At 31.5% G+C, this 22,115-nt stretch carries 22 protein-coding genes; 18 read left to right on the forward strand and 4 right to left on the reverse strand.

Annotation, left to right across the window (positions count from 1 at the left end; translation table 11 throughout):
* Positions 1-30 precede the first annotated feature (30 nt).
* On the forward strand, positions 31-789 hold the full coding sequence (gene yaaA, locus ACKTTR_RS06265; protein ID WP_408027025.1) for a peroxide stress protein YaaA: 759 nt from the start codon (positions 31-33) through the stop codon (positions 787-789).
* Positions 790-1,428: a SanA/YdcF family protein gene (locus ACKTTR_RS06270; protein WP_408027026.1), complete on the forward strand. Its 639-nt coding sequence runs from the start codon at positions 790-792 to the stop codon at positions 1,426-1,428. It begins immediately after the preceding gene.
* A gap of 3 nt (positions 1,429-1,431) precedes the next feature.
* On the opposite strand, the gene ACKTTR_RS06275 is transcribed toward ACKTTR_RS06270, so the two are convergent.
* Both ACKTTR_RS06275 and ACKTTR_RS06280 read right to left on the reverse strand, forming a co-directional pair.
* A complete protein-coding gene (locus ACKTTR_RS06275) occupies positions 1,432-2,856 on the reverse strand; it encodes an L-serine ammonia-lyase (protein ID WP_408027027.1) in 1,425 nt (474 codons plus the stop codon).
* Positions 2,857-2,946: 90 nt separating this feature from the next.
* A complete protein-coding gene (locus ACKTTR_RS06280) occupies positions 2,947-3,288 on the reverse strand; it encodes a DUF2853 family protein (protein ID WP_408027028.1) in 342 nt (113 codons plus the stop codon).
* 194 nt (positions 3,289-3,482) lie between these two features.
* On the opposite strand from ACKTTR_RS06280, the gene ACKTTR_RS06285 reads away from it, so the two are divergent.
* From ACKTTR_RS06285 to ACKTTR_RS06300, 4 genes are all read left to right on the forward strand, one after another.
* Positions 3,483-4,853, forward strand: a complete 1,371-nt coding sequence (locus ACKTTR_RS06285) for a tetratricopeptide repeat protein (protein ID WP_408027029.1) — start codon at positions 3,483-3,485, stop codon at positions 4,851-4,853.
* 354 nt (positions 4,854-5,207) lie between these two features.
* Entirely contained in the window at positions 5,208-6,191 is a 984-nt protein-coding gene (gene pfkA / locus ACKTTR_RS06290; protein ID WP_408027030.1) for a 6-phosphofructokinase, read from the forward strand.
* 23 nt (positions 6,192-6,214) lie between these two features.
* On the forward strand, positions 6,215-7,207 hold the full coding sequence (gene gap, locus ACKTTR_RS06295) for a type I glyceraldehyde-3-phosphate dehydrogenase (RefSeq protein ID WP_408027031.1): 993 nt from the start codon (positions 6,215-6,217) through the stop codon (positions 7,205-7,207).
* A 66-nt stretch (positions 7,208-7,273) separates the two neighbouring features.
* On the forward strand, positions 7,274-7,636 hold the full coding sequence (locus ACKTTR_RS06300; RefSeq protein WP_408027032.1) for a methylglyoxal synthase: 363 nt from the start codon (positions 7,274-7,276) through the stop codon (positions 7,634-7,636).
* Between the two features lie 57 nt (positions 7,637-7,693).
* Here the strand turns inward: ACKTTR_RS06300 and ACKTTR_RS06305 are convergent, their stop codons facing one another.
* A complete protein-coding gene (locus ACKTTR_RS06305) occupies positions 7,694-8,074 on the reverse strand; it encodes a Rid family detoxifying hydrolase (RefSeq protein ID WP_408027033.1) in 381 nt (126 codons plus the stop codon).
* 63 nt (positions 8,075-8,137) lie between these two features.
* On the reverse strand, positions 8,138-10,840 hold the full coding sequence (locus tag ACKTTR_RS06310; protein WP_408027034.1) for a putative LPS assembly protein LptD: 2,703 nt from the start codon (positions 10,838-10,840) through the stop codon (positions 8,138-8,140).
* A 94-nt stretch (positions 10,841-10,934) separates the two neighbouring features.
* Between ACKTTR_RS06310 and ACKTTR_RS06315 the strand changes: the two genes are divergently transcribed.
* From ACKTTR_RS06315 to ACKTTR_RS06370, 12 genes are all read left to right on the forward strand, one after another.
* Positions 10,935-12,125, forward strand: a complete 1,191-nt coding sequence (locus ACKTTR_RS06315; RefSeq protein ID WP_408027035.1) for an N-acetylmuramoyl-L-alanine amidase family protein — start codon at positions 10,935-10,937, stop codon at positions 12,123-12,125.
* A 65-nt stretch (positions 12,126-12,190) separates the two neighbouring features.
* The gene (locus ACKTTR_RS06320; RefSeq protein ID WP_408027036.1) at positions 12,191-13,156 is read left to right on the forward strand and encodes an MlaD family protein; all 966 of its coding nucleotides are present in this window, start codon (positions 12,191-12,193) and stop codon (positions 13,154-13,156) included.
* Positions 13,157-13,200: 44 nt separating this feature from the next.
* Positions 13,201-14,520: a 4Fe-4S dicluster domain-containing protein gene (locus tag ACKTTR_RS06325; RefSeq protein WP_408027037.1), complete on the forward strand. Its 1,320-nt coding sequence runs from the start codon at positions 13,201-13,203 to the stop codon at positions 14,518-14,520.
* A 99-nt stretch (positions 14,521-14,619) separates the two neighbouring features.
* Entirely contained in the window at positions 14,620-15,399 is a 780-nt protein-coding gene (locus ACKTTR_RS06330) for a (Fe-S)-binding protein (protein WP_099216248.1), read from the forward strand.
* A 98-nt stretch (positions 15,400-15,497) separates the two neighbouring features.
* Complete coding sequence (locus tag ACKTTR_RS06335) at positions 15,498-15,902, forward strand: hypothetical protein (RefSeq protein WP_408027038.1); 405 nt, start codon at positions 15,498-15,500, stop codon at positions 15,900-15,902.
* A gap of 81 nt (positions 15,903-15,983) precedes the next feature.
* Positions 15,984-16,937: a 1,4-dihydroxy-2-naphthoate octaprenyltransferase gene (gene menA / locus ACKTTR_RS06340; protein ID WP_408027989.1), complete on the forward strand. Its 954-nt coding sequence runs from the start codon at positions 15,984-15,986 to the stop codon at positions 16,935-16,937.
* Between the two features lie 22 nt (positions 16,938-16,959).
* Entirely contained in the window at positions 16,960-17,778 is an 819-nt protein-coding gene (locus ACKTTR_RS06345) for a DUF4349 domain-containing protein (protein ID WP_408027039.1), read from the forward strand.
* A 4-nt stretch (positions 17,779-17,782) separates the two neighbouring features.
* A complete protein-coding gene (locus ACKTTR_RS06350; protein ID WP_408027040.1) occupies positions 17,783-18,460 on the forward strand; it encodes a metal-dependent hydrolase in 678 nt (225 codons plus the stop codon).
* 28 nt (positions 18,461-18,488) lie between these two features.
* Positions 18,489-19,007 carry an SRPBCC family protein gene (locus ACKTTR_RS06355; RefSeq protein ID WP_408027041.1) on the forward strand — a complete coding sequence of 173 codons (519 nt, stop codon included), beginning with the start codon at positions 18,489-18,491 and terminating at the stop codon, positions 19,005-19,007.
* Between the two features lie 11 nt (positions 19,008-19,018).
* Positions 19,019-20,056, forward strand: coding sequence for an o-succinylbenzoate synthase (locus tag ACKTTR_RS06360; protein WP_408027042.1), 1,038 nt, complete (start codon positions 19,019-19,021; stop codon positions 20,054-20,056).
* 2 nt (positions 20,057-20,058) lie between these two features.
* Positions 20,059-21,003 (forward strand): CPBP family intramembrane glutamic endopeptidase, encoded by a 945-nt coding sequence (locus ACKTTR_RS06365; RefSeq protein ID WP_408027043.1) that lies wholly within the window; start codon positions 20,059-20,061, stop codon positions 21,001-21,003.
* A 13-nt stretch (positions 21,004-21,016) separates the two neighbouring features.
* Positions 21,017-22,072, forward strand: coding sequence for an AMP-binding protein (locus tag ACKTTR_RS06370; RefSeq protein ID WP_408027044.1), 1,056 nt, complete (start codon positions 21,017-21,019; stop codon positions 22,070-22,072).
* The last annotated feature ends 43 nt before the right edge of the window (positions 22,073-22,115 follow it).

Here is a 22,115-nt window from a genome sequence, read left to right on the forward strand (position 1 = left end):
CTTCTTATTTTTACTTTAAATATTTACAGCATGAAAATTATTATATCACCAGCAAAATCGTTAGACTTTGAAAACAAAGCTACTACCGATGTATATACACAACCTAGTTTTTTAGAGCAATCTGAAAAATTGAATAAGAAGTTAAAAACATTATCGAGAAAAAAATTAAGTGAGTTAATGAAGATTTCTGATGATTTAGCAAGTTTAAATTATGATAGAAATCAAGATTGGCAACCTCCTTTTTCTTTAGATAATGCCAAACAAGCTGTATTCGCATTTACAGGTGAAGTGTACAGAGGTATTGATGCCAATTCTATATCAGAAGACAAAATTCCAGTTTTACAAGAGAAGTTAAGAATTTTATCAGGGTTGTATGGTTTGTTAAAACCTTTAGATTTAATTCAGCCTTATCGTTTAGAAATGGGAACTAAGTTAAAAGTAGGTAGAAAGGAAAATTTATATAAGTTTTGGGATACTACATTGGCTGAGTCACTAAATGAAGAATTAAGAGATGGTGAGTTGTTAATTAATTTAGCAAGTACAGAGTATTTTAAAGCGCTTCCCAAAAAAGCATTAAAAGTACCTATGATAACTCCTGTTTTTAAAGATTTTAAAAATGGACAGTATAAAACTATTATGACTTTTGCTAAAAAAGCTCGTGGATTAATGGTACGTTATATTATAGATAATAATGTAGAAACTTTAGAGGGGTTAAAAGGTTTTGATGTGGAAGGATATGGTTTTTCTGAAGAAATGTCTACCGAAACTGAATTAGTATTTACAAGATAAATGAAACGAAAAAAAGTTGCTATTCTTTTTCTTTTAAGTTGTTTACTAATTATTGTTTCTATCTATGTTTCAAACAAAGTAATAATTAATAAAGCAGAAGGAAAACTATTTAATTCTACAGAAAATATACCTAAAAATAAAGTAGGGCTGTTATTGGGTACAGTAAAGTATTTGTCTGATGGCAGGGTAAATTTGTATTATCAATTCAGATTGAGTGCTGCTGTGGAATTATATAAAGCTGAAAAGATTGATTTTATCTTAGTGAGTGGAGATAATGGTTCTGAAGGATATGATGAGCCAACTGATTTTAAAAATGATTTGATTGAAGCAGGAATTCCTGAGGATAAAATTTTTTTAGATTATGCTGGTTTTAGAACCTTAGATTCGATAGTAAGAGTTAAAGACGTTTTCGGTCAAACCTCTGTAACTATAATATCTCAACAATTTCATAATGAAAGAGCATTGTATTTGGCAAACCACTTTGATATTGAAGCAATAGGGTATAATGCTAGAGGTGTTTCAGGAAAAAAAGCTATAAAAGTTCAATTAAGAGAATATTTAGCAAGGGTAAAAGTATTTGTTGATATTCTCTTAAATGTAAGTCCTAAGTTTTTAGGAGAACCTGTTGAAATAAAATGATTCTTAACAATCAGCTAAACGAACAGTAACAGCTAAACCACCTTCTGAAGTCTCCTTATAGTTTCTATTCATATCTTTAGCAGTTTCCCACATAGTGTCTACTACTTTGTCTAAAGGAACTTTAGATTCTTTTGGGTTAGTTTCTAAGGCTAACTCAGCAGCATTAATAGCTTTAATTGCCCCCATAGCGTTACGTTCAATACAAGGTACTTGTACTAATCCGCCAATAGGATCACAAGTAAGTCCCAAATGATGTTCCATAGCAATTTCAGCAGCAACTAAGCATTGAGACGGAGTTCCGCCTAATAATTCAGTTAATGCAGCAGCGGCCATGGCAGATGAAACTCCAATTTCAGCTTGACAACCACCCATAGCAGCAGAAATTGTTGCATTTTTCTTAAAAATACTACCTATTTCCCCGGCAACTAGTAAGAATTTTTTAACATGCTCAAAAGTAGCGTCGTGGTTTTCTATTACTAAGTAATACATGATTACAGCGGGAATTACACCAGCACTTCCATTAGTTGGAGCAGTAACAACTCTACCTAAAGAAGCATTCACCTCGTTAACAGATAAAGCTAAACAACTTACCCATTTTAAAATTTCACGAAACTTAACTTCGGTGCCTCTAATAGCAGTAATCCATTCTTGTTGATTAGTGTATTGAGCATCTTTAATAAGTCTTTGGTGTGTTTCAAATGCACGTCGCTTTACATTTAACCCACCAGGTAAAATTCCTTGAGTATGACAACCTATGTACATGCATTCTAACATGGTACTCCATATACGATGTAACTCTTTATCTATTTCTTCAGCAGAATTTATTACAAGTTCGTTTTGGTAAACAATATCAGAAATGTTTAACCCTTGCTTTTCACAATAGGCTTCAAGCTCAGTAGCTCTGTTGATAGGGAAAGGGAAGTTTTGTTTGTTAATTTCAATATCTTCAGCAAGATTATCGTCTTCTTGCACAATAAATCCCCCACCAATAGAATAGTATGTTTCTGTAGAAATCTCTACACCGTTAGCATATCCTCTAAAAGTCATTCCATTTGCATGAAAAGGTAAAAACTCTTTATTGAATTTTACAGCTCCATTGGCAAAAGAAATATTTCTTTCATTATTAAAAAATAAAAGCTCTTTGGTTTTAATATCATTGATAATAACATCAATTGTTTCAATTGGAATATATTCAGGATCAGCTCCACTTAAACCTAATAAAACAGCTAAATCTGTCGCATGCCCTTTACCTGTTAATGAAAGAGAACCATACAAGTCTACTTTTATTTCTTCAATTAAAAGAAATTCATTTGTCTCTTTTAATTTTTGTATCCATTGTTGAGCCGCTCTCCAAGGGCCTAGGGTATGAGAACTAGAAGGTCCCACCCCAATTTTAAGCATGTCAAAAACGCTAATAAATTGCGACATAAATATAAGTTGTTTGTTGGTGGCTAAAATAAAAAAATCCTGTATTTAAAACTCAAATACAGGACTTATATTTTCTTAAAAAGAAAGTTACTACATTCCGTAAACAGACTCTTTATCAAATTTCTTAACTAACATGTAGTATACAACTGCACGATACTTATTTCTTTCAGACTTTCCAATTCTCTCCATCACTTCTTCAATAGCCTTATCTAATTCAGGTCCATCAGCTAAACCTAATTTTTTCATTAAGAAGTTTTTCTTAACTGTTTCTAGTTCTTTAGGATCACTACCTGATACTGTTTCAGCATCATTTTTATAAATAGAAGGCCCTAATCCTTTAGTAACAGCAGTTAATAAATCAGTATTAGAACGAATATCTCTATCGTCCATAAATTTTTTATAAAGCGCTACTTTTTCGTCAAATTTACTCATGATTTTTTGTTTAAAATTAGATATTAATTTTTTGTTCTTTCAAATATAGAAAAATAATTAACTCTTTCAAATAACTTAGTGTTAATAAGAAAGAGAGCCTAATATTGTTAATTAAATTGTTGAAAAGAAATAAACACATGGGTAAATAGGTACTGATCTTGTAGTAACTTTATATAAATTCAAATCTGTAGCCTATGTCATTATCAAAATTTGAATCCATGTTGAAAACCAATGAGGTATATTTTTTTGATGCTGTAGAATTTGAAACAATTATAGAGCATTATTTAAATATAGGTAAACAGTCGTTGGCAAAAAAAGCTGTACAGTTAGGTTTAGAGCAGCATCCTTCTTCAATTCAATTAAAATTAATGAAAGTAGAAATTTTAATTTTTGAAGATGAATTGCATGAAGCAATTAAGATGCTTTCTAATATTGAAGCTGTAGAACCTCATAACGATGAGGTATTTATTCAAAAAGCAATTATCTTATCTAAAAAGAAACAGCACACCGAAGCAATTGCTATTTTAAAAGAGTCGTTACAATATATTGAGGATCCATCTGATATTTGGTCTATGATAGGTATGGAGTATTTATATCTTGATGATTTTGAAAATGCGCGTTTAAACTTTGCTAAATGTATTGAGGTAGATTATGAAGATTATTCATCGTTATACAATATAGTTTATTGTTTTGACATGGAGGATAGTCATGAAGATGCAATAAAATTTTTAAATTCATATTTAGATAAAAATCCATATTGCGAAGTAGCGTGGCATCAATTGGGGAGACAATATTTTGAGCTAGGAATGTTTAAAGAAGCATTAACGGCTTTTGATTATGCTGTATTAATTGATGATAGCTTTATAGGAGGGTATTTAGAAAAAGCAAAATCCTTAGAAGAGTTAAAGCGTTATGAAGAAGCTATAGAAAATTATTTGGTTACACTTGAGTTAGATGATCCAACGGCTTATGCTTACATAAGAATAGGAGAATGTTATGAGAAACTTGAGAATACACAAACAGCAATACATTTTTATAAAAAGGCAGTACATGAAGACCCTCTTTTAGATAGAGGTTGGATTTTATTAACTAATGCTTGTTATAACCAAGGAAATTATCAAAAGGCACTTTATTACATTAATAAAGCTATTCATATAGATGAAGCAAACGTTTTATATTGGAGGCGTTATGGAGATATCAATTTAAAACTCAATTTTTACGAAGAATCTGTTAAAGCTTTCAGAACTTGCTTATCACTCGGGGATAGAGAAATTGAAATATATGTTGCATTGGCAGATATATTATTGTTCTTAGGAGAGTTCAATGAGGCTCTTAAGATATTAATTCAGGCAAAAAAAACATATAAAGAGTTTGCAGAAATTGAATATAGACTTTGTGGGTTGTTTATGATTCTTGGAAAAGAAGAATATAGTGTAACACATCTGAATAATGCTTTAGCCATCGATTTTGAGTACCATACAATAGTAAAAGAATTATATCCTTCTGTTTTCGAAAATAAAAGAATACAAAAAATTATATCTAGTTACGATAAAGCAGTTCAGTAGCTATTTAAATTTTATTGTTAAAATTAATACCTCAATTCTTCTAACTTAAAAGTATAGATTAAAACTTTATTGCTAATATATCTTCTTCCTAAACTTGATGTTTTACAATGTGAACATATTTAACTTTAGTGCTTTATAATATCTGTTTTTGAACTTAAAAGCAAAAATTAATACAAGGGTAAAGCTTTACAATAATAGTGTATCTCAAAGATATTGATTATCTATTTTGCTTTGTTACATCGCTTGGAAGTAATCAAATAAAATCAAACATTAAACTTCAATTAAAAAGCAAAATGAATTTGCTGTTTTTTTACTTAAAAATGACTAAAATTGAGTAAATTTGATATTCGTTTTATGAGAAAAATTAAAAAAATAGCAGTGATGACTTCTGGAGGGGATGCTCCAGGAATGAATGCCGCGATACGATCTGTTGTAAGGACTTGTGCTTATTACCGAACAGATTGTATGGGGATTTACAGAGGGTATCAAGGATTGATAGAAGGTGATTTAATTCCATTAACCGCTAGAAGCGTGAATAATATCATTCACAAAGGAGGTACCATTTTAAAATCGGCTCGCTCAAAAGATTTTAGAACAAAAGAAGGGAGGCAAAAAGCCTATGAAAGTTTAAAAAAGAACAATGTAGATGCTTTGGTGGTAATTGGTGGAGATGGTTCTTTTACAGGAGGAGTGATTTTTAATAAAGAATTCAATTTCCCTATTATAGGTATTCCAGGAACCATAGATAATGATATTTCTGGAACAAGTCATACACTTGGTTACGATACAGCTTTGAATACAGCTGTAGAAGCTATTGATAAAATTAGAGACACAGCATCTTCTCATAATCGACTTTTCTTTGTTGAGGTTATGGGGCGTGATGCAGGATTTATAGCATTAAACGCTGGTGTTGGAGCAGGAGCAGAAGAGATTTTAATTCCTGAAGAAGACTTAGGACTGGAAAGAATGTTAGAATCTTTGAAGAAGAGTAGAAGGTCAGGGAAATCATCAAGTATTGTAGTTGTTTCAGAAGGGGATAAAACAGGAAAGAACGTATTTGAATTAGCTGATTATGTAGAGGAAAACTTACCTGAATATGAAGTGAGGGTTTCTGTGTTAGGACATATGCAGCGAGGAGGTTCTCCATCATGTTTTGATAGAGTTTTAGCGAGTAGATTAGGAGTAAGCGCCGTAGAATTATTACTTGATGGAAAGACAAACTTGATGGTAGGGTTAAAAGATAATAAAGTAGTAGCTACTGATTTAGAAAAAGCAATCAAAGGTCAACATAATATTGATACTGAGTTACTAAGAGTGTCAGATATAATGACCACTTAAACACGAATATAAAATTTTAAATAATGATAAAAATAGGAATTAACGGATTTGGAAGGATTGGTCGATTAGCATTCCGTTCTGCAATGAAAAGAGACAACATTCAAGTTGTGGCTATTAACGATTTGTTAGATGTAGATTATTTAGCCTATTTATTGAAGTATGATTCTGTTCATGGACGATTTGAAGGAGATATTGAAGTGAAAGATGGAAACTTAGTAGTAAATGGACAAACAATAAGAATTACTGCTGAAAGAAATCCTGAAAACTTAAAATGGAATGAAGCAGGAGCAGAATATGTAATCGAATCTACAGGTTTTTTTACCGATAAAGATAAAGCAGCAAAGCATATTACTGGAGGAGCAAAGAAAGTAATTATATCAGCACCTTCTAAAGATGCTAATATGTACGTGATGGGAGTAAATCATAAAGATTTAACTGCTGATGAAACTATTTTTTCAAATGCTTCATGTACAACAAACTGTTTAGGACCATTAACAAAAGTAATTCATGATAATTTTGGATTGAAAGAGGGATTAATGACAACAGTTCATGCTGCGACATCAACACAGAATACTGTTGACGGACCTAATAAGAAATGGAGAAGAGGACGTTCGGTAGTAAATAATATTATTCCTACTTCAACAGGTGCAGCAAAAGCTGTAACGAAGGTTATTCCTGAGTTAGAGGGTAAATTAACAGGAATGGCAGTTAGAGTTCCTGTGGCAGATGTTTCTTTAGTAGATTTAACGTTCAGAACAGATAAATCGACTTCATTAAAAGAAATTTTAGCAACATTAAAAGAAGCTTCAGAAGGTGAATTCAAAGGAATTATTGGATATACTGAAGATGAGGTAGTGTCACAAGATTTTGTGTCTGAAACCAGAACTTCAGTAATTGATGCTGATGCTTGTTTAGAATTAAATGAAAACTTTTTTAAAGTAATATCTTGGTATGATAACGAGTTTGGTTACGCAACAAAAATTGTAGACTTGTTGGAGTATTCGGCTTCTTTATAAAAGCATAAAATATTTTGTAATATTGTATTCCCGCTTTTGGCGGGAATACTTTTTTAAACACTATTTATGGAAATAGCAATTATAGCACACGATGGAATGAAAGCTGAAATGGTTCAGTTTTTAAATGAACACAAAGAAGTCTTACGCCAAAAAAGTATTCAGCTAATATCTACAGGAACAACAGGGGAGAAAGCTGAAAAAGCAGGTTTTGAAGTAACAAAATATTTGTCAGGACCTATTGGAGGTGATGCGCAAATTGCAGGTAGAGTAGCAGAAGGGAAATGTCAAATGGTGTTGTTTTTTAGAGATCCTTTAGCAAAACATCCGCATGAACCAGATATTTCTATGCTAATGCGTTTGTGTGATGTACATGATGTACCGTTAGCTACGAATCCTTCAACAGCAGAATTATTAATCAAAGCGATATAATAAAAAATCCACTTTCAAAAAGTGGATTTTTTATTTATTTAATGTTTTATTATTAGTTTATTTAATAGCAATCATACTTATTTCAACATTTACAAACTTGGGTAAGTTCGCAACCTCTACTGTTTCACGAGCAGGAGCAGTAGCGTCATCAAAATACTCACCATAAACAGCATTAATTTTTGAAAAGTTATGCATATCAGAAATAAAAATAGAAGTTTTAATAACGTTTTCAAATGTCATATCAGCAGCAGCTAATACTTCTTTCATATTTTGCATTACCTGTTTCGTTTCTGCTTCAATAGAGTTTAAAACTAATTCACCAGTTTTAGGGTTAATTGCTATTTGTCCAGAAGTGTATAAAGTATTCCCACTAAGTACAGCTTGGTTATATGGGCCAATTGGAGCAGGAGCTTTGTCTGTTGTTATTATTTTTTTCATTTAAGTTTGAGTTTATAAAGTTGTTTGCTTTGTTAAAAGGGAAAAGTTAGATTTTTCTAACTTCTAAAATAAAACTCTATCTGGTGGTTTGTTTTTATCCCATTTTAAGTCACTTAATACTGAAGATTTCACCCCAATAAAGAAATTATAAGAAGAGTTAACACCAAAAGGAGTCCAGTTAAAGTTGAATCGCCAACTATCTAAATCTCTCGAAAAATTCAATCTTGTATAGGTAAAAGCGTTGTCTTTGATATCGTAACCAGAAGAAAAGCCAACTTTCCATTTAGGTGAAAGTTCAACATCACCACTAAACATTAATGTATTATTACCAATTTTACTTTCTAAACCGTTATCTGTATAGCTCATACTATACGCTAAATTAAGAGTCCAAGGAATTTTAGCCTTGTAAAGCTCAGTTTCTTTAGTTTCGCTTTCACCTTTTTTGTTACTTCTATTGTTAGGGAAGCCATTGGTAGGGCCTATATCTTCTCCAAAAACGTCTGGGGTGTCTTGGGCTCCATTTCCACTTTTATTGTCAGACTCATCTTTACTATCTTTATTCTTTTCAAAATCTTTACTAGAAATAGAGTAGTTTGCTGTTACGCCTAAATTAGTCATCCTAAGAAGGCTACCATTAAATTTATTTATTCTTAGACCTTTATTGTTTACTTGATAAGGATCGAAAGTAGCATTCATATTTAAAGCTAGTTTGTCTTTAAAAAGACGTGTACCAGCATTAGCTCTTACAGGAGACCAACGTAAACTATCGGCAGCTATGTTGTAGCTTGTGCTAAAATTTAAATTGTTAAGAATTGTAATTTTTTTATCTTCTTCATCACTATCGGGGTCTTTAGGAGATACTTTAGCTTCTAAGACATTATTTACAGAGATTCCGATTGAATTTGAAACACCTCTTCCTGGTTCTCCATAAATTCCACCATCAAAAGGAGAGTAGGTTAGTAAGTCATTTGGATCAGAACTTTGACGAACTGTTAAATCGTAATCATCTGCAAAATTAGGACGATATCCGTATGAAATAGAGGGTCTAATCGTATGACGAATTGCTTTTAAACGTCCTTTTTTAAAGTTAAACGTACCATATATGTTGGTAGATAATGAAACTCCGAAATTATATTCATTATAACGAGTAAAGCCACTGATAGTATCATTAACAGCAGCACCAAAATTACCGTCTTTGTTTACGGCAGTAGGATCATATCGTTTTTTGATTTGATCAAAGTACCATACATCCTTATAGTTTACACTAGGGGATAATGTAAAGTATTTAAAAGCTTTTAAACTTGTATTTGTACTTAAGTTATGTTGTACTCCCTTTTTTGCTGTTTTAAACATCTTAGAAGTAAAAAACTCATCGTCAGTAGTATTAATCTGATATTGACCTTGCATACTATAGTTAAGGCCCATACGTTGAATAGCATTCTTCTTAATTCCTCCCTTTCCTGCAAACGGATAAATACGATCCATATTAAGTTGTAAAGAAGGAAGTGTCATAGTAATGGACTCTGTATTGGTATTTTGTGAGTGAGTAGCTGTTACACTAACATTAAAAGGAGTGCCAACAAAATTTTTATAGTATGAAATAGAAGAGCTTAATGTATTGTTTAAGAATTGAGAACTATTAAACTCATTTAAAGATTGACGATAATACTTACTACTCCCTAAGTTAACAGAGGCAGAAAAACGAGAGTTTGGACTCGATTTTGCATCTTGACTATGACTCCATCTAAGATTAAAATTAGTAGATTTTTGATAATCGCTTAAACCACGTATACCTTGAATAATATTTTCAAAACGAACGCTAAAATTTCCACTAAACTTATAACGAACATAGTAGTTAGAGGAAGCATTTAATCCCCAGCTACCATTAGTATATAAATCTCCTAATACAGTTAAATCAAAATAGTCACTTAAAGCAAAGTAGTACCCTCCGTTTTGCATAAAAAAACCTTGACTGTTGCTTTCTCCCCAGGAAGGAATAATAAATCCTGAAGTTCTCTTATCTGTCATAGGGAAATAAGCAAAAGGTAAGTACACTGGAGTAGGAACATCTGCCAAGACTAGGTTACTACCACCAACAATAATTTTTTTACCCGGAACTAGTTTTGCTTTGTTTGTTTGAATATAGTAATCTGGAATTTTCTTTTTTGAAGTGGTAAAACGTAACCTTCGCATGTAAATGGTAGAGTCATTTACTCGTTTTGTTTTTTCTCCGTAAGTAATAATTCCTGCTTGATCCGTTTTAACACCATAAACTAAAGCTTTCTTAGTTTTAAAGTTAAATAAAATAGAGTCTTGCTCAGATTCTTGCCCGCCTTGTTTAAATTGAGGTCTTTGATGATAGCCAGTACTATCCTTAATACCTTTGGCGTATACCATATTGTTTTTATAATCTAGAATAATAACTCCAGCTTTTAAATCAATATCAGTATAGGTTACATGAGCTTTATTGTATAAGGTAATTGTTTTGTCTTTGGCGTTTTGTATCGTATAATCTTCAGCATCATGGGTAATTATACCATCAATTACTTCTTTTGGTTTAATAGAATCGTTAGCAACAGTATCTCTTTTTTTGTTAACAAGAGCATTGTTTTTTAAACCTATTAAGGTGTCTTTAGAACTAGTAAAAATAGAGTCTTTATTAGGTTTTTGAGGAGTAATACCTTTCTTGCCAAATTCTTGCGCAGTACTAAGCTGAAAACAAAAAAGGTAGAAAGCTAAAAGTATGTAAGTAGGATTTGCTCGCAATATTATTAATACTATTTTTGTGTTATATTTAAAAACTTTGGCGTGCTATTTGAATGCCTATATTTTAAAAACCAAAAATAGTTAAATTTTATTGATGCAATTCTTAAATTTCCGTAAATATAATATCTCAAAATTAAGCTTAATCATTCTAACCTCTTTAACTGTTTTGTATGGAGGGATATTATCGGTTTCAGCTCAAAAAAAATACACAGTTGTTCTTGATGCAGGCCATGGAGGAAAAGATCCTGGAAACCTAGGAAATGGTTTTAGAGAAAAAAATATCGCTTTAAGAGTAGCACTAGATGTAGGTAAGGAGTTGTTAACATCAAAAGATATTGAAGTGGTTTACACTCGTAAAAAAGATGTTTTTGTAGAGCTGCATAATCGTGCTAAAATAGCCAATGATAAGAAAGCGGATTTATTTGTGTCTATTCACTGTGATGCTTTTAGAAGACCAGATCCGCACGGAGCAAGTACTTTTGTATTAGGGCTAAGTGGAAATAAAGAGAACTTGGAGATTGCAAAGAAAGAGAACTCGGTAATTTTATTAGAGGATAATTATAAACAAAACTATGATTATGACCCGAACTCACCAGAATCAGTAATAGGGTTGTCAGTACTTCAAGAAGAAAACCTAGAAAATAGCTTAGGAATTGCAGGTTTAGTTCAGAATAACTTTGTAGCAATAAAAAGAAATAATAGAAAGGTAAAACAGGCGAACTTTTTAGTATTAAGAGAAACTGTTATGCCAAGTGTTTTGATAGAGTTAGGTTTTTTAACTAATAAAAATGAAGGTAAATTTCTAAATTCTAGAAAAGGCCAAATAAGAATGGCGAAGTCGATAGCTCAAGCAATAAGAAAGTATTTTGAGCGATTGAAGCTAAACACAATTAGTGAAACACTAACAGTTAATGCACCGTTAGTAGAAAAAGAGGTTTCTAAACCAATTATAAAAAAAGAAATACCTAAGAAAGTTGTTAAAAAAGAAACTGCTCCAAAGAAAAAAAATACAGAACCAAAAGAAGTATCAACAGGTGTTGTGTTTAGAGTACAGATAGCAGCATCTAGAAAAAAACTTTCTACAGGTAGTTTTAAAGGGTTAGAAAATGTAGAGTCTTTATTTATAGATGATTATTACAAATATTACTACGGGAACTCACCGAGTTTATCTGGAATAAAAAAAGTGTTACCAGAGGTAAGAAGCAAAGGATATAAAGATGCTTGGGTGGTAGCTTTTAAAAACGGAAAGCGAATTTCAATAAAAGAAGCATTGAAAAACCGTTAATTTAGAGGTATTCTATATTTATACTCCCAAAATTATTATTATTTTCGCTCGTATAAATATATTCTATGTCTAAAGAACTAAAAACAGGAATTGTTGCTGTCGTTGTTATTGCGCTATTTATTTGGGGTTATAACTTCTTAAAAGGACAAGATTTGTTCAGTGCTAATGCAAGACACTTTTTTGTAGAGTACAATAATATTAATGGTCTTAACGAAGCTAGCTCTGTTACCATTAATGGCTTGAAAGTAGGAAAAGTAGATGAAATTAGATTCAATGAAAGCCCAGATAAAAAAGGGAACTTAATTGTAAAAATTTCATTAGACACCGACTTTAATTTCTCTAAAAACAGTATTGCTAAAATTTATTCAGCAAGCTTAATGGGAGGTCAGAATTTGGCAATTGTTCCTAAGTATGATGGAGAAATAGCTAAGTCAGGAGATTATTTAAAAGGAGAGGTTGAATCAGATATATTTTCATCAGTAGGAGAAAAACTAAATCCTATTCAAGCAAAATTAGAAAATGTTTTAGTAGGGGCAGACTCTTTATTAATTGGGTTTAACCAAGTATTAGATGAAAAATCTCGCCAGAGCTTAAACAGAAGTATTTTAGGTTTAGAAGGAACTATTTCAGATGTTCGTAAAACATTATCTTCTGTAAATACATTATTAGCAGATAATAAAGGAAACTTAAACGCTACCTTAGCTAATACCAAAAAGATTACTGATAATTTTTCTAAGGTATCAGATGATTTAGTAAAAGCTAATTTAGGAGAGTCAGTAAAAAAACTTGAAGCAACTTTAGCAAATGTTAACGGTTTGTTAGCTAATATGAAATCAGGAAAAGGAACTTTAGGAAAGTTAATGACTGATGAGAAAATGTATACCAACCTTACAAATGCTTCTAAAGAATTAGAAGAGTTGTTGAGAGAAATGAAACTAAACCCAAAACGGTTTGTACACTTCTCGTTATTTGGAAAAAAAGCAAAGCCGTATAACGAAGAAAATAATACCAAAAATGTAAGTAATAAATAAGCTCACATTTTATAAATCTAACAAAACTTAATAATTAAAGAACGATGGAGAAATACGTACCAAACATCTTTTTTGCACTTATCTTAATTGCAGGTATCGGGTATTTTGTAATGAATGTTCGTAAGTTAATACGAAACATCAAATTAGGAAAAGACATTGATAGAACGGATAGAAAACCTGAGCGATGGAAAAACATGGCAAAAATAGCTTTAGGGCAATATAAAATGGTACGTCGTCCAGTTTCAGGTATTTTACATATAGTTGTATATGTTGGTTTTATTTTAATCAATATCGAAATGTTAGAGATTGTTATTGATGGACTATTTGGTACACACCGCGTTTTTCAACCAATAATAGGAGATGCTCTATACGGATTCTTAATAGGTAACTTTGAAGTATTAGCATTATTAGTTTTAGTAGCAGTAACAGTTTTTTGGTTCCGAAGAAATATTGAAAAGGTAAAGCGTTTTTGGAACAAAGAAATGGAAGGTTGGCCTAAAAATGATGGTAATATCATTTTATACTTTGAAATGGTATTAATGACGTTATTCTTAGTAATGAATGCAACAGATGTTGCTTTTCAAGAAGCAGGAGTAGGGAATGTAATTTCTCAATTTATTGCACCTTGGTTTGATGGCTTTTCTACAGAGTCATTACATACTATTGAAAAAACAGCTTGGTGGTTACATATTGTAGGAATTTTAATTTTCTTAAACTATTTATACTATTCTAAACATTTACATATTTTATTAGCTTTCCCTAACACGTTTTTTGCAAACTTAAATCCTAAAGGACAGTTTAATAATTTAGAAGCGGTAACGAAGGAAGTAAAAATGATGATGGATCCAGATGCTGACCCATATGCTATGCCTGAAGAAGGAGAGGATGAGGGTGAACCAGAGAAATTTGGAGCTTCAGATGTAACTGATTTGAACTGGGTACAGTTAATGAATGCTTACACTTGTACAGAGTGTGGACGTTGTACATCATCTTGTCCTGCTAACTTAACAGGAAAAGAATTATCACCACGTGCTATTATGATGAAAACACGCGACCGTTTAGAAGAAGTAGGAATGAATATTGATGAAAATGGAGGTGAGTTTAAAGACGACGGAAAGCAATTATTAAACGACTATATTACTCCAGAAGAATTATGGGCATGTACAAGTTGTAATGCTTGTGTACAAGAATGTCCTATTGGTATCGATCCATTATCTATTATTATGGATATGCGCCGTTATTTAGTGATGGAAGAATCAGCAGCTCCACAAGAGTTAAATATGATGATGACCAATATTGAAAATAACGGAGCACCTTGGCAGTACAGCCAAATGGATAGATTAAATTGGAAAGACGAAGAGTAGTTATTTACTATTCTATTCTGTAAAAATTAAAAAGTAACCTCGGTAGTAGTTTGAGGTTGTAAACAAAAAAATAGTTCAACAATTAAACGATAAAGAATTATGAACGTACCAACAATGGCAGATATGATGGCTCAAGGAAAACAACCAGAAGTGTTGTTTTGGGTAGGAGCTGCAGGAAGTTATGATGATAGAGCAAAAAAAATAACAAGAGCTTTTGTAAAAATATTACAACAAGCTGGGGTTGATTTTGCAGTATTAGGTACCGAAGAAAGTTCAACAGGAGATGCGGCAAAGCGAGCAGGAAATGAGTTTTTATTTCAAATGCAAGCTGTTACTAATATTGAAGTTTTAAATGCTTACGAAGTAAAAACAATTGTTACTTGTGATCCACATTCATTTAATACTTTAAAAAATGAATACCCTGGATTAGGAGGAAAGTATAAAGTGTATCATCATACTCAATATATTAGTAAACTAATTAAAGAAGGACGTTTAACTATTGAAGACGAAAATTTAAATGGTAAGCGTTTAACTTATCACGACCCATGTTACTTAGGACGTGCAAATGATGTATATGAAAGTCCACGTGAATTAATTCGTCGTTTAGGAGTAAAGATGACTGAGATGAAACGCCATAAATCAACGGCTTTATGTTGTGGGGCAGGAGGAGCACAGATGTTTAAAGAACCAGAAAAGGGAGATAAGGATATAAATGTGTTAAGAACAGAAGATGCCTTAGAAACAAACCCACAAATTATAGCTACTGGATGTCCTTACTGTAATACCATGATGACTGATGGTGTAAAGTTCAAAGAAAAAGAATCGCAAATACAAGTAAAAGATATTGCAGAGTTAATAGCAGAAGCTAATAACCTTTAGTAAAGAAATATAAACTTTTCTTAAAAGTGTGTTACGAGAGTAGCACACTTTTTTCTTTGTAGTAAGTTTGTTGAAAAATAATTCAAAAAATAAAAAGAATGAGATACCTTTTTACCTTTCTGTGCTTGGTTTTATTAACATCCTGTGATGATACTGATTTATCTCTTGATGGAAATGGAGCCTTGGCAACAATAACATTTAATATAACGAGTACAAGTAATGACAACAATGGTAGAGTTAAAACTGTTTTTTTAGAGTCAGGTTTTTTTAAATATGATAACGAAACGGAAACTAATGTTTTTCCTTATAAGAAATCTTATACAGATGAAATCAATTTTGCAGCTAACTTAGCTTTTGAATACGAAGATAAAGCCACAGACAATTTTAGCGTCTATACGATAACAATGGAAGTCTTTAGAGATAATGTTTTAGTAGATAAAAGAGAATATTTTATAGATAAACCAGGAATAAAAGTAGGTTTTGATGCAGTAGTAAATAAATAAACTACTCATATACTTTAAGATAAAAGGAAAGCTTAGCTTTCCTTTTTTTATGCGTAAATAACTATCTTTGAAAATCATACTATCTCAATGAAAAACTACATAAAAGCAGCACGTTTACGTACCTTACCATTATCCGTTTCAGGAATTATTGTTGGAGCCTTTTTAGGATTAAATGAATCTTTTTTGAAAGTATCTTCAACTCTTTTTGATACAACTATTTGTGTTGGAAGAAAAAATATATTGGAGTCTTCTATTTTTTGGTTAGCCATTTTAACCACTATTGGTTTTCAAGTGTTATCTAACTTTGCTAATGATTACGGAGATGGAATAAAAGGTACAGATAATGAAAGGGAAGGAGAAGCACGAATGGTGGCTTCAGGAGCAATTACTCCAAAGCAAATGAAAAACGCAATGATTGTTACAGGAGTCATTACGACTATTATAGCATTGATACTGATTTATGTTTCCTTTGGAAAAGACAACTTTTTGTATTCAGTAATTTTCTTTGGATTAGGAATTGCTTCAATTGTTGCTGCTATAAAATATACTGTAGGAAAATCTGCTTATGGTTATAGCGGATTTGGAGACGTTTTCGTTTTTATCTTTTTCGGATTATTAGCAGTTGTTGGAACCTATTTTTTATATACAAAACAATTGAACTTTATCATTTTTTTACCAGCAATTACAGTTGGATTGTTAAGTACTGCAGTGCTAAATTTAAATAACATGCGTGATAGAGAGAATGATGCAGTGTCAGAAAAAAATACGCTTGTAGTAAAAATGGGAGCAGAATCTGCAAAATTTTATCATTATTTTTTAATTGTAGCGTCTTTTATATTTGCATTATTGTACACGGTAATTAAGTTTCAATCACCTTACCAATTTTTGTTTGTCATAGCTTATCTTCCTTTGGTAAAGCATTTAGTTTTTATATATAAAAATAAAGAAGAAGCGTTGTTAGATGGAGAGCTTAAAAAAGTGGCACTCAGTACCTTTCTTTTTTCAATTTTATTCGGATTAGGTCAAATTTTGTAACTTCCCGATAAAATTTAACACTATGAGAATTATTTCATTTTTTTTAGGAGCAGTTCTATTGCTAACTAGTTGTAATAACAAAGGAGAAAATCCCAACTCTTACGGAAGCCTTAAAGCTTCAGAAAATTTTGACATTGCTGAAGAAGTTGTAGAATCATCAGAAAATGTAACTGACAACAAAGAAGTGACAATAGAAAGAAAGCTTATTAAAACAGGCGATATTTCTTTTGAAACAGATAATTTATTAGAAACAAGAAATCATATAGAGCAAGCAGTTAAAAAATATAACGGATATATTTCTGCTGATAACGAGTACAAGTCTTCTCAAAATATAACATCTAATTTAACTGTCCGAATTCCATCTGAAAACTTTGATCCTTTTTTTAATGAAATTTCATCAAAAGTAGAAAGGTTTGATAATAAGAATATTTCTGTAAACGATGTAACAGAGCAATTTTTGGATGTACAAGCACGTTTGAAGGTAAAAAAAGAATTAGAACAACGATATAGCGAAATACTAAAAAAAGCTAGTTCAGTAAAAGAAATTTTAGAAGTTGAGCGAGAATTAACAAATGTAAGATCTGAAATAGAATCGATGGAAGGACGTTTGAAATACTTACAAAATCAAGTGTCTTTCTCAACCTTAACAATTCGATTTTATAAAGAAGAAGTAAGTAAAGCTTATTCAAAAACTTTTGGAAGACGTATAGCTGATGCTTTTACTAACGGAATAGACAATATAAAATGGTTTTTTATCGGTTTGGTAAACATTTGGCCATTTATACTTTTAATAGTTTTATTAATTATATTCATAAAGAAACGAATTAAACGAAAAGAATAAATACATGAAAATCACTTTTTACGGTCATGCATGTTTTGGTATTGAAATTAACGGAACACACGTATTAGTTGACCCTTTTATAACAGGAAATCCACTAGCATCAAATATAGACGTAGATCAAGTAAAAGCAGATTATATATTACTTACACATGCGCATCAAGATCATGTATTAGATGTAGAGCGCATTGTAGAAAGAACAGAAGCTACAATCATTTCAAACTTTGAAATTGTAACATATTATGCTGCTAAAGGTTTGAAAGGACATCCAGTAAATCATGGAGGTACGTATAAAAATGATGTGTTTTCTGCAAAATATGTAAATGCTATTCATACCTCTTCATTTGCTGATGGAAGTTATGGAGGACAACCAGGTGGTTTTGTAATAACCGCAGGAGAAAAGTCCTTGTACGTCTCTGGAGATACAGCTGTTACAATGGATATGCAATTAATACCAATGTCTACAAACTTAACAGCCTCTATATTTCCTATAGGAGATAACTTTACTATGGGAGTAGATGATGCTATAATAGCAAGTGACTTAGTAATTTGTAATAAGGTTATAGGGTGTCACTTTAATACTTTTCCTCCAATAGAAATAAATTTAGATGAAGCCAAAGAAAAGTTTACACAAGCTAAGAAGGAATTAGTGATTTTAGAAATCGGACAAACAATAACTATTTAAGTAAACTTTTTATTGAGGTATTATATACATGAAAACAATCAAAATAATTTTAGGAGCTATAACAGTTTTAATTCTTGCATTTTTTTTAACAGGAATAGTAGTACAAGAAGTAGTTTATACCAATGAAGTAACAATTAATAAGCCAGTAAATGAAGTTTTTTTGGATTTTCAGGATGAAGAATTAATGAAAGAGTGGATGCCAGAGGTGAAGTCAATTGAAACTTTAGAAGAACAAACTAATAAAATAGGTAGTAAATATAAAGTAGTTGTCGAAAATCAAGGTAAATTGGTAACTATGACAGAAGAAGTATTAGCATATAAAGAAAATGAAAAACTTACTCTTCACTTTGATGCAGAAAATATGCTAAAAACAGATGATTATACATTCACTTCAGAAGGAAACTCAACTAAGATATTACAAACTACCACCTGTACTAGTGAATCGTATGTAATGAGTTGTTTGTTCCCGTACTTTAAAGGAGCACTTAAAAAAATGAGTCAACAATATTTAGAGAACTTTAAAAAAGCTTCTGAAGCTCATAACTAAAATACTTACAATTGATAAAAGCTACCTGCCATAAATATTTACTGAACTTTAAGCAAGCAAGTGGAACCTCTCGTGGAGTTTTAAGAACTAAAGAAACTTGGTTTCTAATTCTAGAAAGAGAAGGAAAGAAAGGCTTTGGAGAATGTGGTTTATTCAGAGGTTTAAGTGCTGATGATAAACCTAATTATGAAGAGAAATTACACTGGGTGTGTAACAATATTAATTCTGGTTTAGAGAAATTATTACCCGAACTCATAGAGTTCCCGTCGATACAGTTTGGATTAGAACAAGCATTTTTATCCTTAGAAAGCAATAAACCGTTTGAATTATTTCCATCTGACTTTACTGAAGGAAAGCAACAAATTTCTATAAACGGATTAATTTGGATGGGAGATAAAGCCTTTATGCAGCAACAAATAAAAGATAAGTTGCAACAAGGTTTTACCACCATAAAAATGAAAATTGGAGCTATTGATTTTGATACAGAGATAGCCTTGCTAAAATCAATACGAAAAGAATTTTCGGCAAAAGAAATAGAACTTCGTGTAGATGCTAACGGAGCTTTCTTACCCAAAAATGCCTTAGAAAAATTACAACGATTATCTGAGTTAGAATTACACTCTATAGAACAACCGATAAAACAAGGGCAGTGGCAAGAAATGGCAAGTTTATGTGAAAAAACACCATTACCAATTGCGCTAGATGAAGAATTGATAGGTGTGTTTTCTTCAGAAGAGAAAGAAAAATGTATAGCTACAATTCAACCCCAATACATTATTTTAAAACCAAGTTTGGTTGGTGGGTTTAAAGGAAGTAACGAATGGATTCAAATAGCATCCAACCATAACGCAGGTAATTGGATAACCAGTGCCTTGGAAAGCAATATAGGACTAAATGCAATAGCACAATGGACGTACACATTAAATAACCCGTTGCCACAAGGTTTAGGAACAGGTAGTTTGTTTACCAACAATTTTGAGAGTCCTTTGGAAGTATCGAATGGAAGTTTAGGATACAATACAAACAAAAATTGGCACTTTAATATATAACAATGAATTTTATACAACAAGCATATAAAGGGCAAAACCAGTGGTATTTATACTTACTAGTTATTTTTATAGTTTTATTAGGGTGGCAATTTATAGGTGTAATCCCTTTGGCTGTTACAGCAATTTTACATTCTGAAAACACTAGTGAGTTTTTAAGAGCTGCAGACGATAGCTTTATGAGCTTAGGAATAAATAAAAACTTGTTTTTATTTATGATGGTGGTGATGTTTGCCTTTGGATTAGTTTCATTGTTTTTAGGAATAAAATATATTCATAAGAGAGCTATTAAAACAGTTATAACAAGTAGAAATAAAATAGATTGGAATCGCTTTTGGTTTGGTTTCTTAGTATGGGGAGTAATATCTGTAGTAGTGGTATCTTCTGACATTCTTTTATCTCCTGAAAATTATACATGGAACTTTAAGCCTCTTCCTTTTTTTACTTTAGTAGTAGTATCTTTTTTGTTTTTACCCATTCAAACAAGTTTTGAAGAATTACTTTTTAGAGGATATTTTATGCAAGGACTTGGTACTTGGTTTAAAAACAGATGGGTTCCATTAATAGTAACTTCGGTAGCTTTTGGTTTATTACACGGAGCAAATCCAGAAGTAGAGAAGCTAGGGTATATTTCAATGGTTTTTTATATAGGAACAGGTTTCTTTTTCGGAATAACAACACTAATGGATGAAGGAACAGAACTAGCATTAGGTTTGCATGCTATTAATAATATTGTAGCTGCATTCTTGGTAACAACAGATTGGACCGTTTTTCAAACGGATGCTTTATTTGTTGATACTTCAGATCCTTCGGTAGGGATAGAGATGTTTTTACCAGTATTTGTTTTATATCCTTTAATGTTGCTACTGTTCTCAAAAAAATATGGTTGGGAAAATTGGAAAGAAAAACTATTTGGTAACATAGAGAAACCAGTAATAACAACAAAATAGTACTCCAAACAAAGTGGACAATTTAAACTTTCATAATAGTTTTCAGTTAAACGGAAAGTCTTTTTCTAATGAAAATGAATTATTGATCTTTTCGAAAACTATAAACGATTCTGTATATCAATTTTTATTAGATTGGTTTAGCACAGAAGATTTTGTAGTAGTACAAACATCAGGTTCTACGGGAAAACCTAAGCCAATTCGATTGAAAAAAGAGTTTATGGTAAACTCAGCAAAAGCCACTGGAACTTTTTTCAGGTTAAAAGAAAATACTACAGCTTTATTGTGCTTATCAACCGATTATATTGCTGGGAAAATGATGTTAGTTCGTGCATTAACCTTAGGTTGGAGTATAGATGTGCTTGCTCCAACATCTAAAGTTGAAATTATAAAAGAGTATGATCTTTCTGCGATGGTACCTTTACAATTACGAAGCTCTTTAGGAGATATAGATAAAATAAAGAAGCTTATTGTAGGAGGAGGAGTTGTAGCAAATGATTTAATTGAAGCTATTCAAAATAAATCAACTGAAATTTATGCCACTTACGGAATGACAGAAACAATTACACATATTGCTGTTAAAAAGTTAAACAATATCATTTCGAACGATAGTGAGAAACCTTACTACAAGACACTTCCTAATGTACAACTCTCTCATGACAATCGAGGTTGCTTAGTGATTAATGCGCCAAAAGTAGCCGAAGAAAAAATTATAACAAACGATGTAATTCGTTTGATTTCTGATACTGAATTTGAATGGTTGGGACGTTATGACAACGTGATTAATTCTGGAGGAGTAAAGCTACATCCAGAGAAAATAGAAGAAAAACTCTCAAAAATTATTTCAAATCGCTTTTTTGTTACAGGTATCAACGACAAAAAACTAGGAGAGAAATTAATTTTGATAGTAGAAGGAGAGAAAAATGACGTCATTTCGAACGAAGTGAAAAACCTATTGGGGCTTACTAAGTATGAAATCCCAAAAGCAATTTATTTTGTAGATAAATTCATAGAAACTGAAACAAAAAAAATTCAACGTAAAAAAACACTCGCTAAAATTTTACCTCACTAAAAAGTATCGTTTACTTTTCTAATAAGCTTGTTTACTCATTTAA

Origin of the sequence: Tenacibaculum litoreum, from assembly GCF_964513915.1 — a bacterium.
In the GTDB taxonomy this organism is placed as follows: Bacteria; Bacteroidota; Bacteroidia; order Flavobacteriales; family Flavobacteriaceae; genus Polaribacter; species Polaribacter litoreum.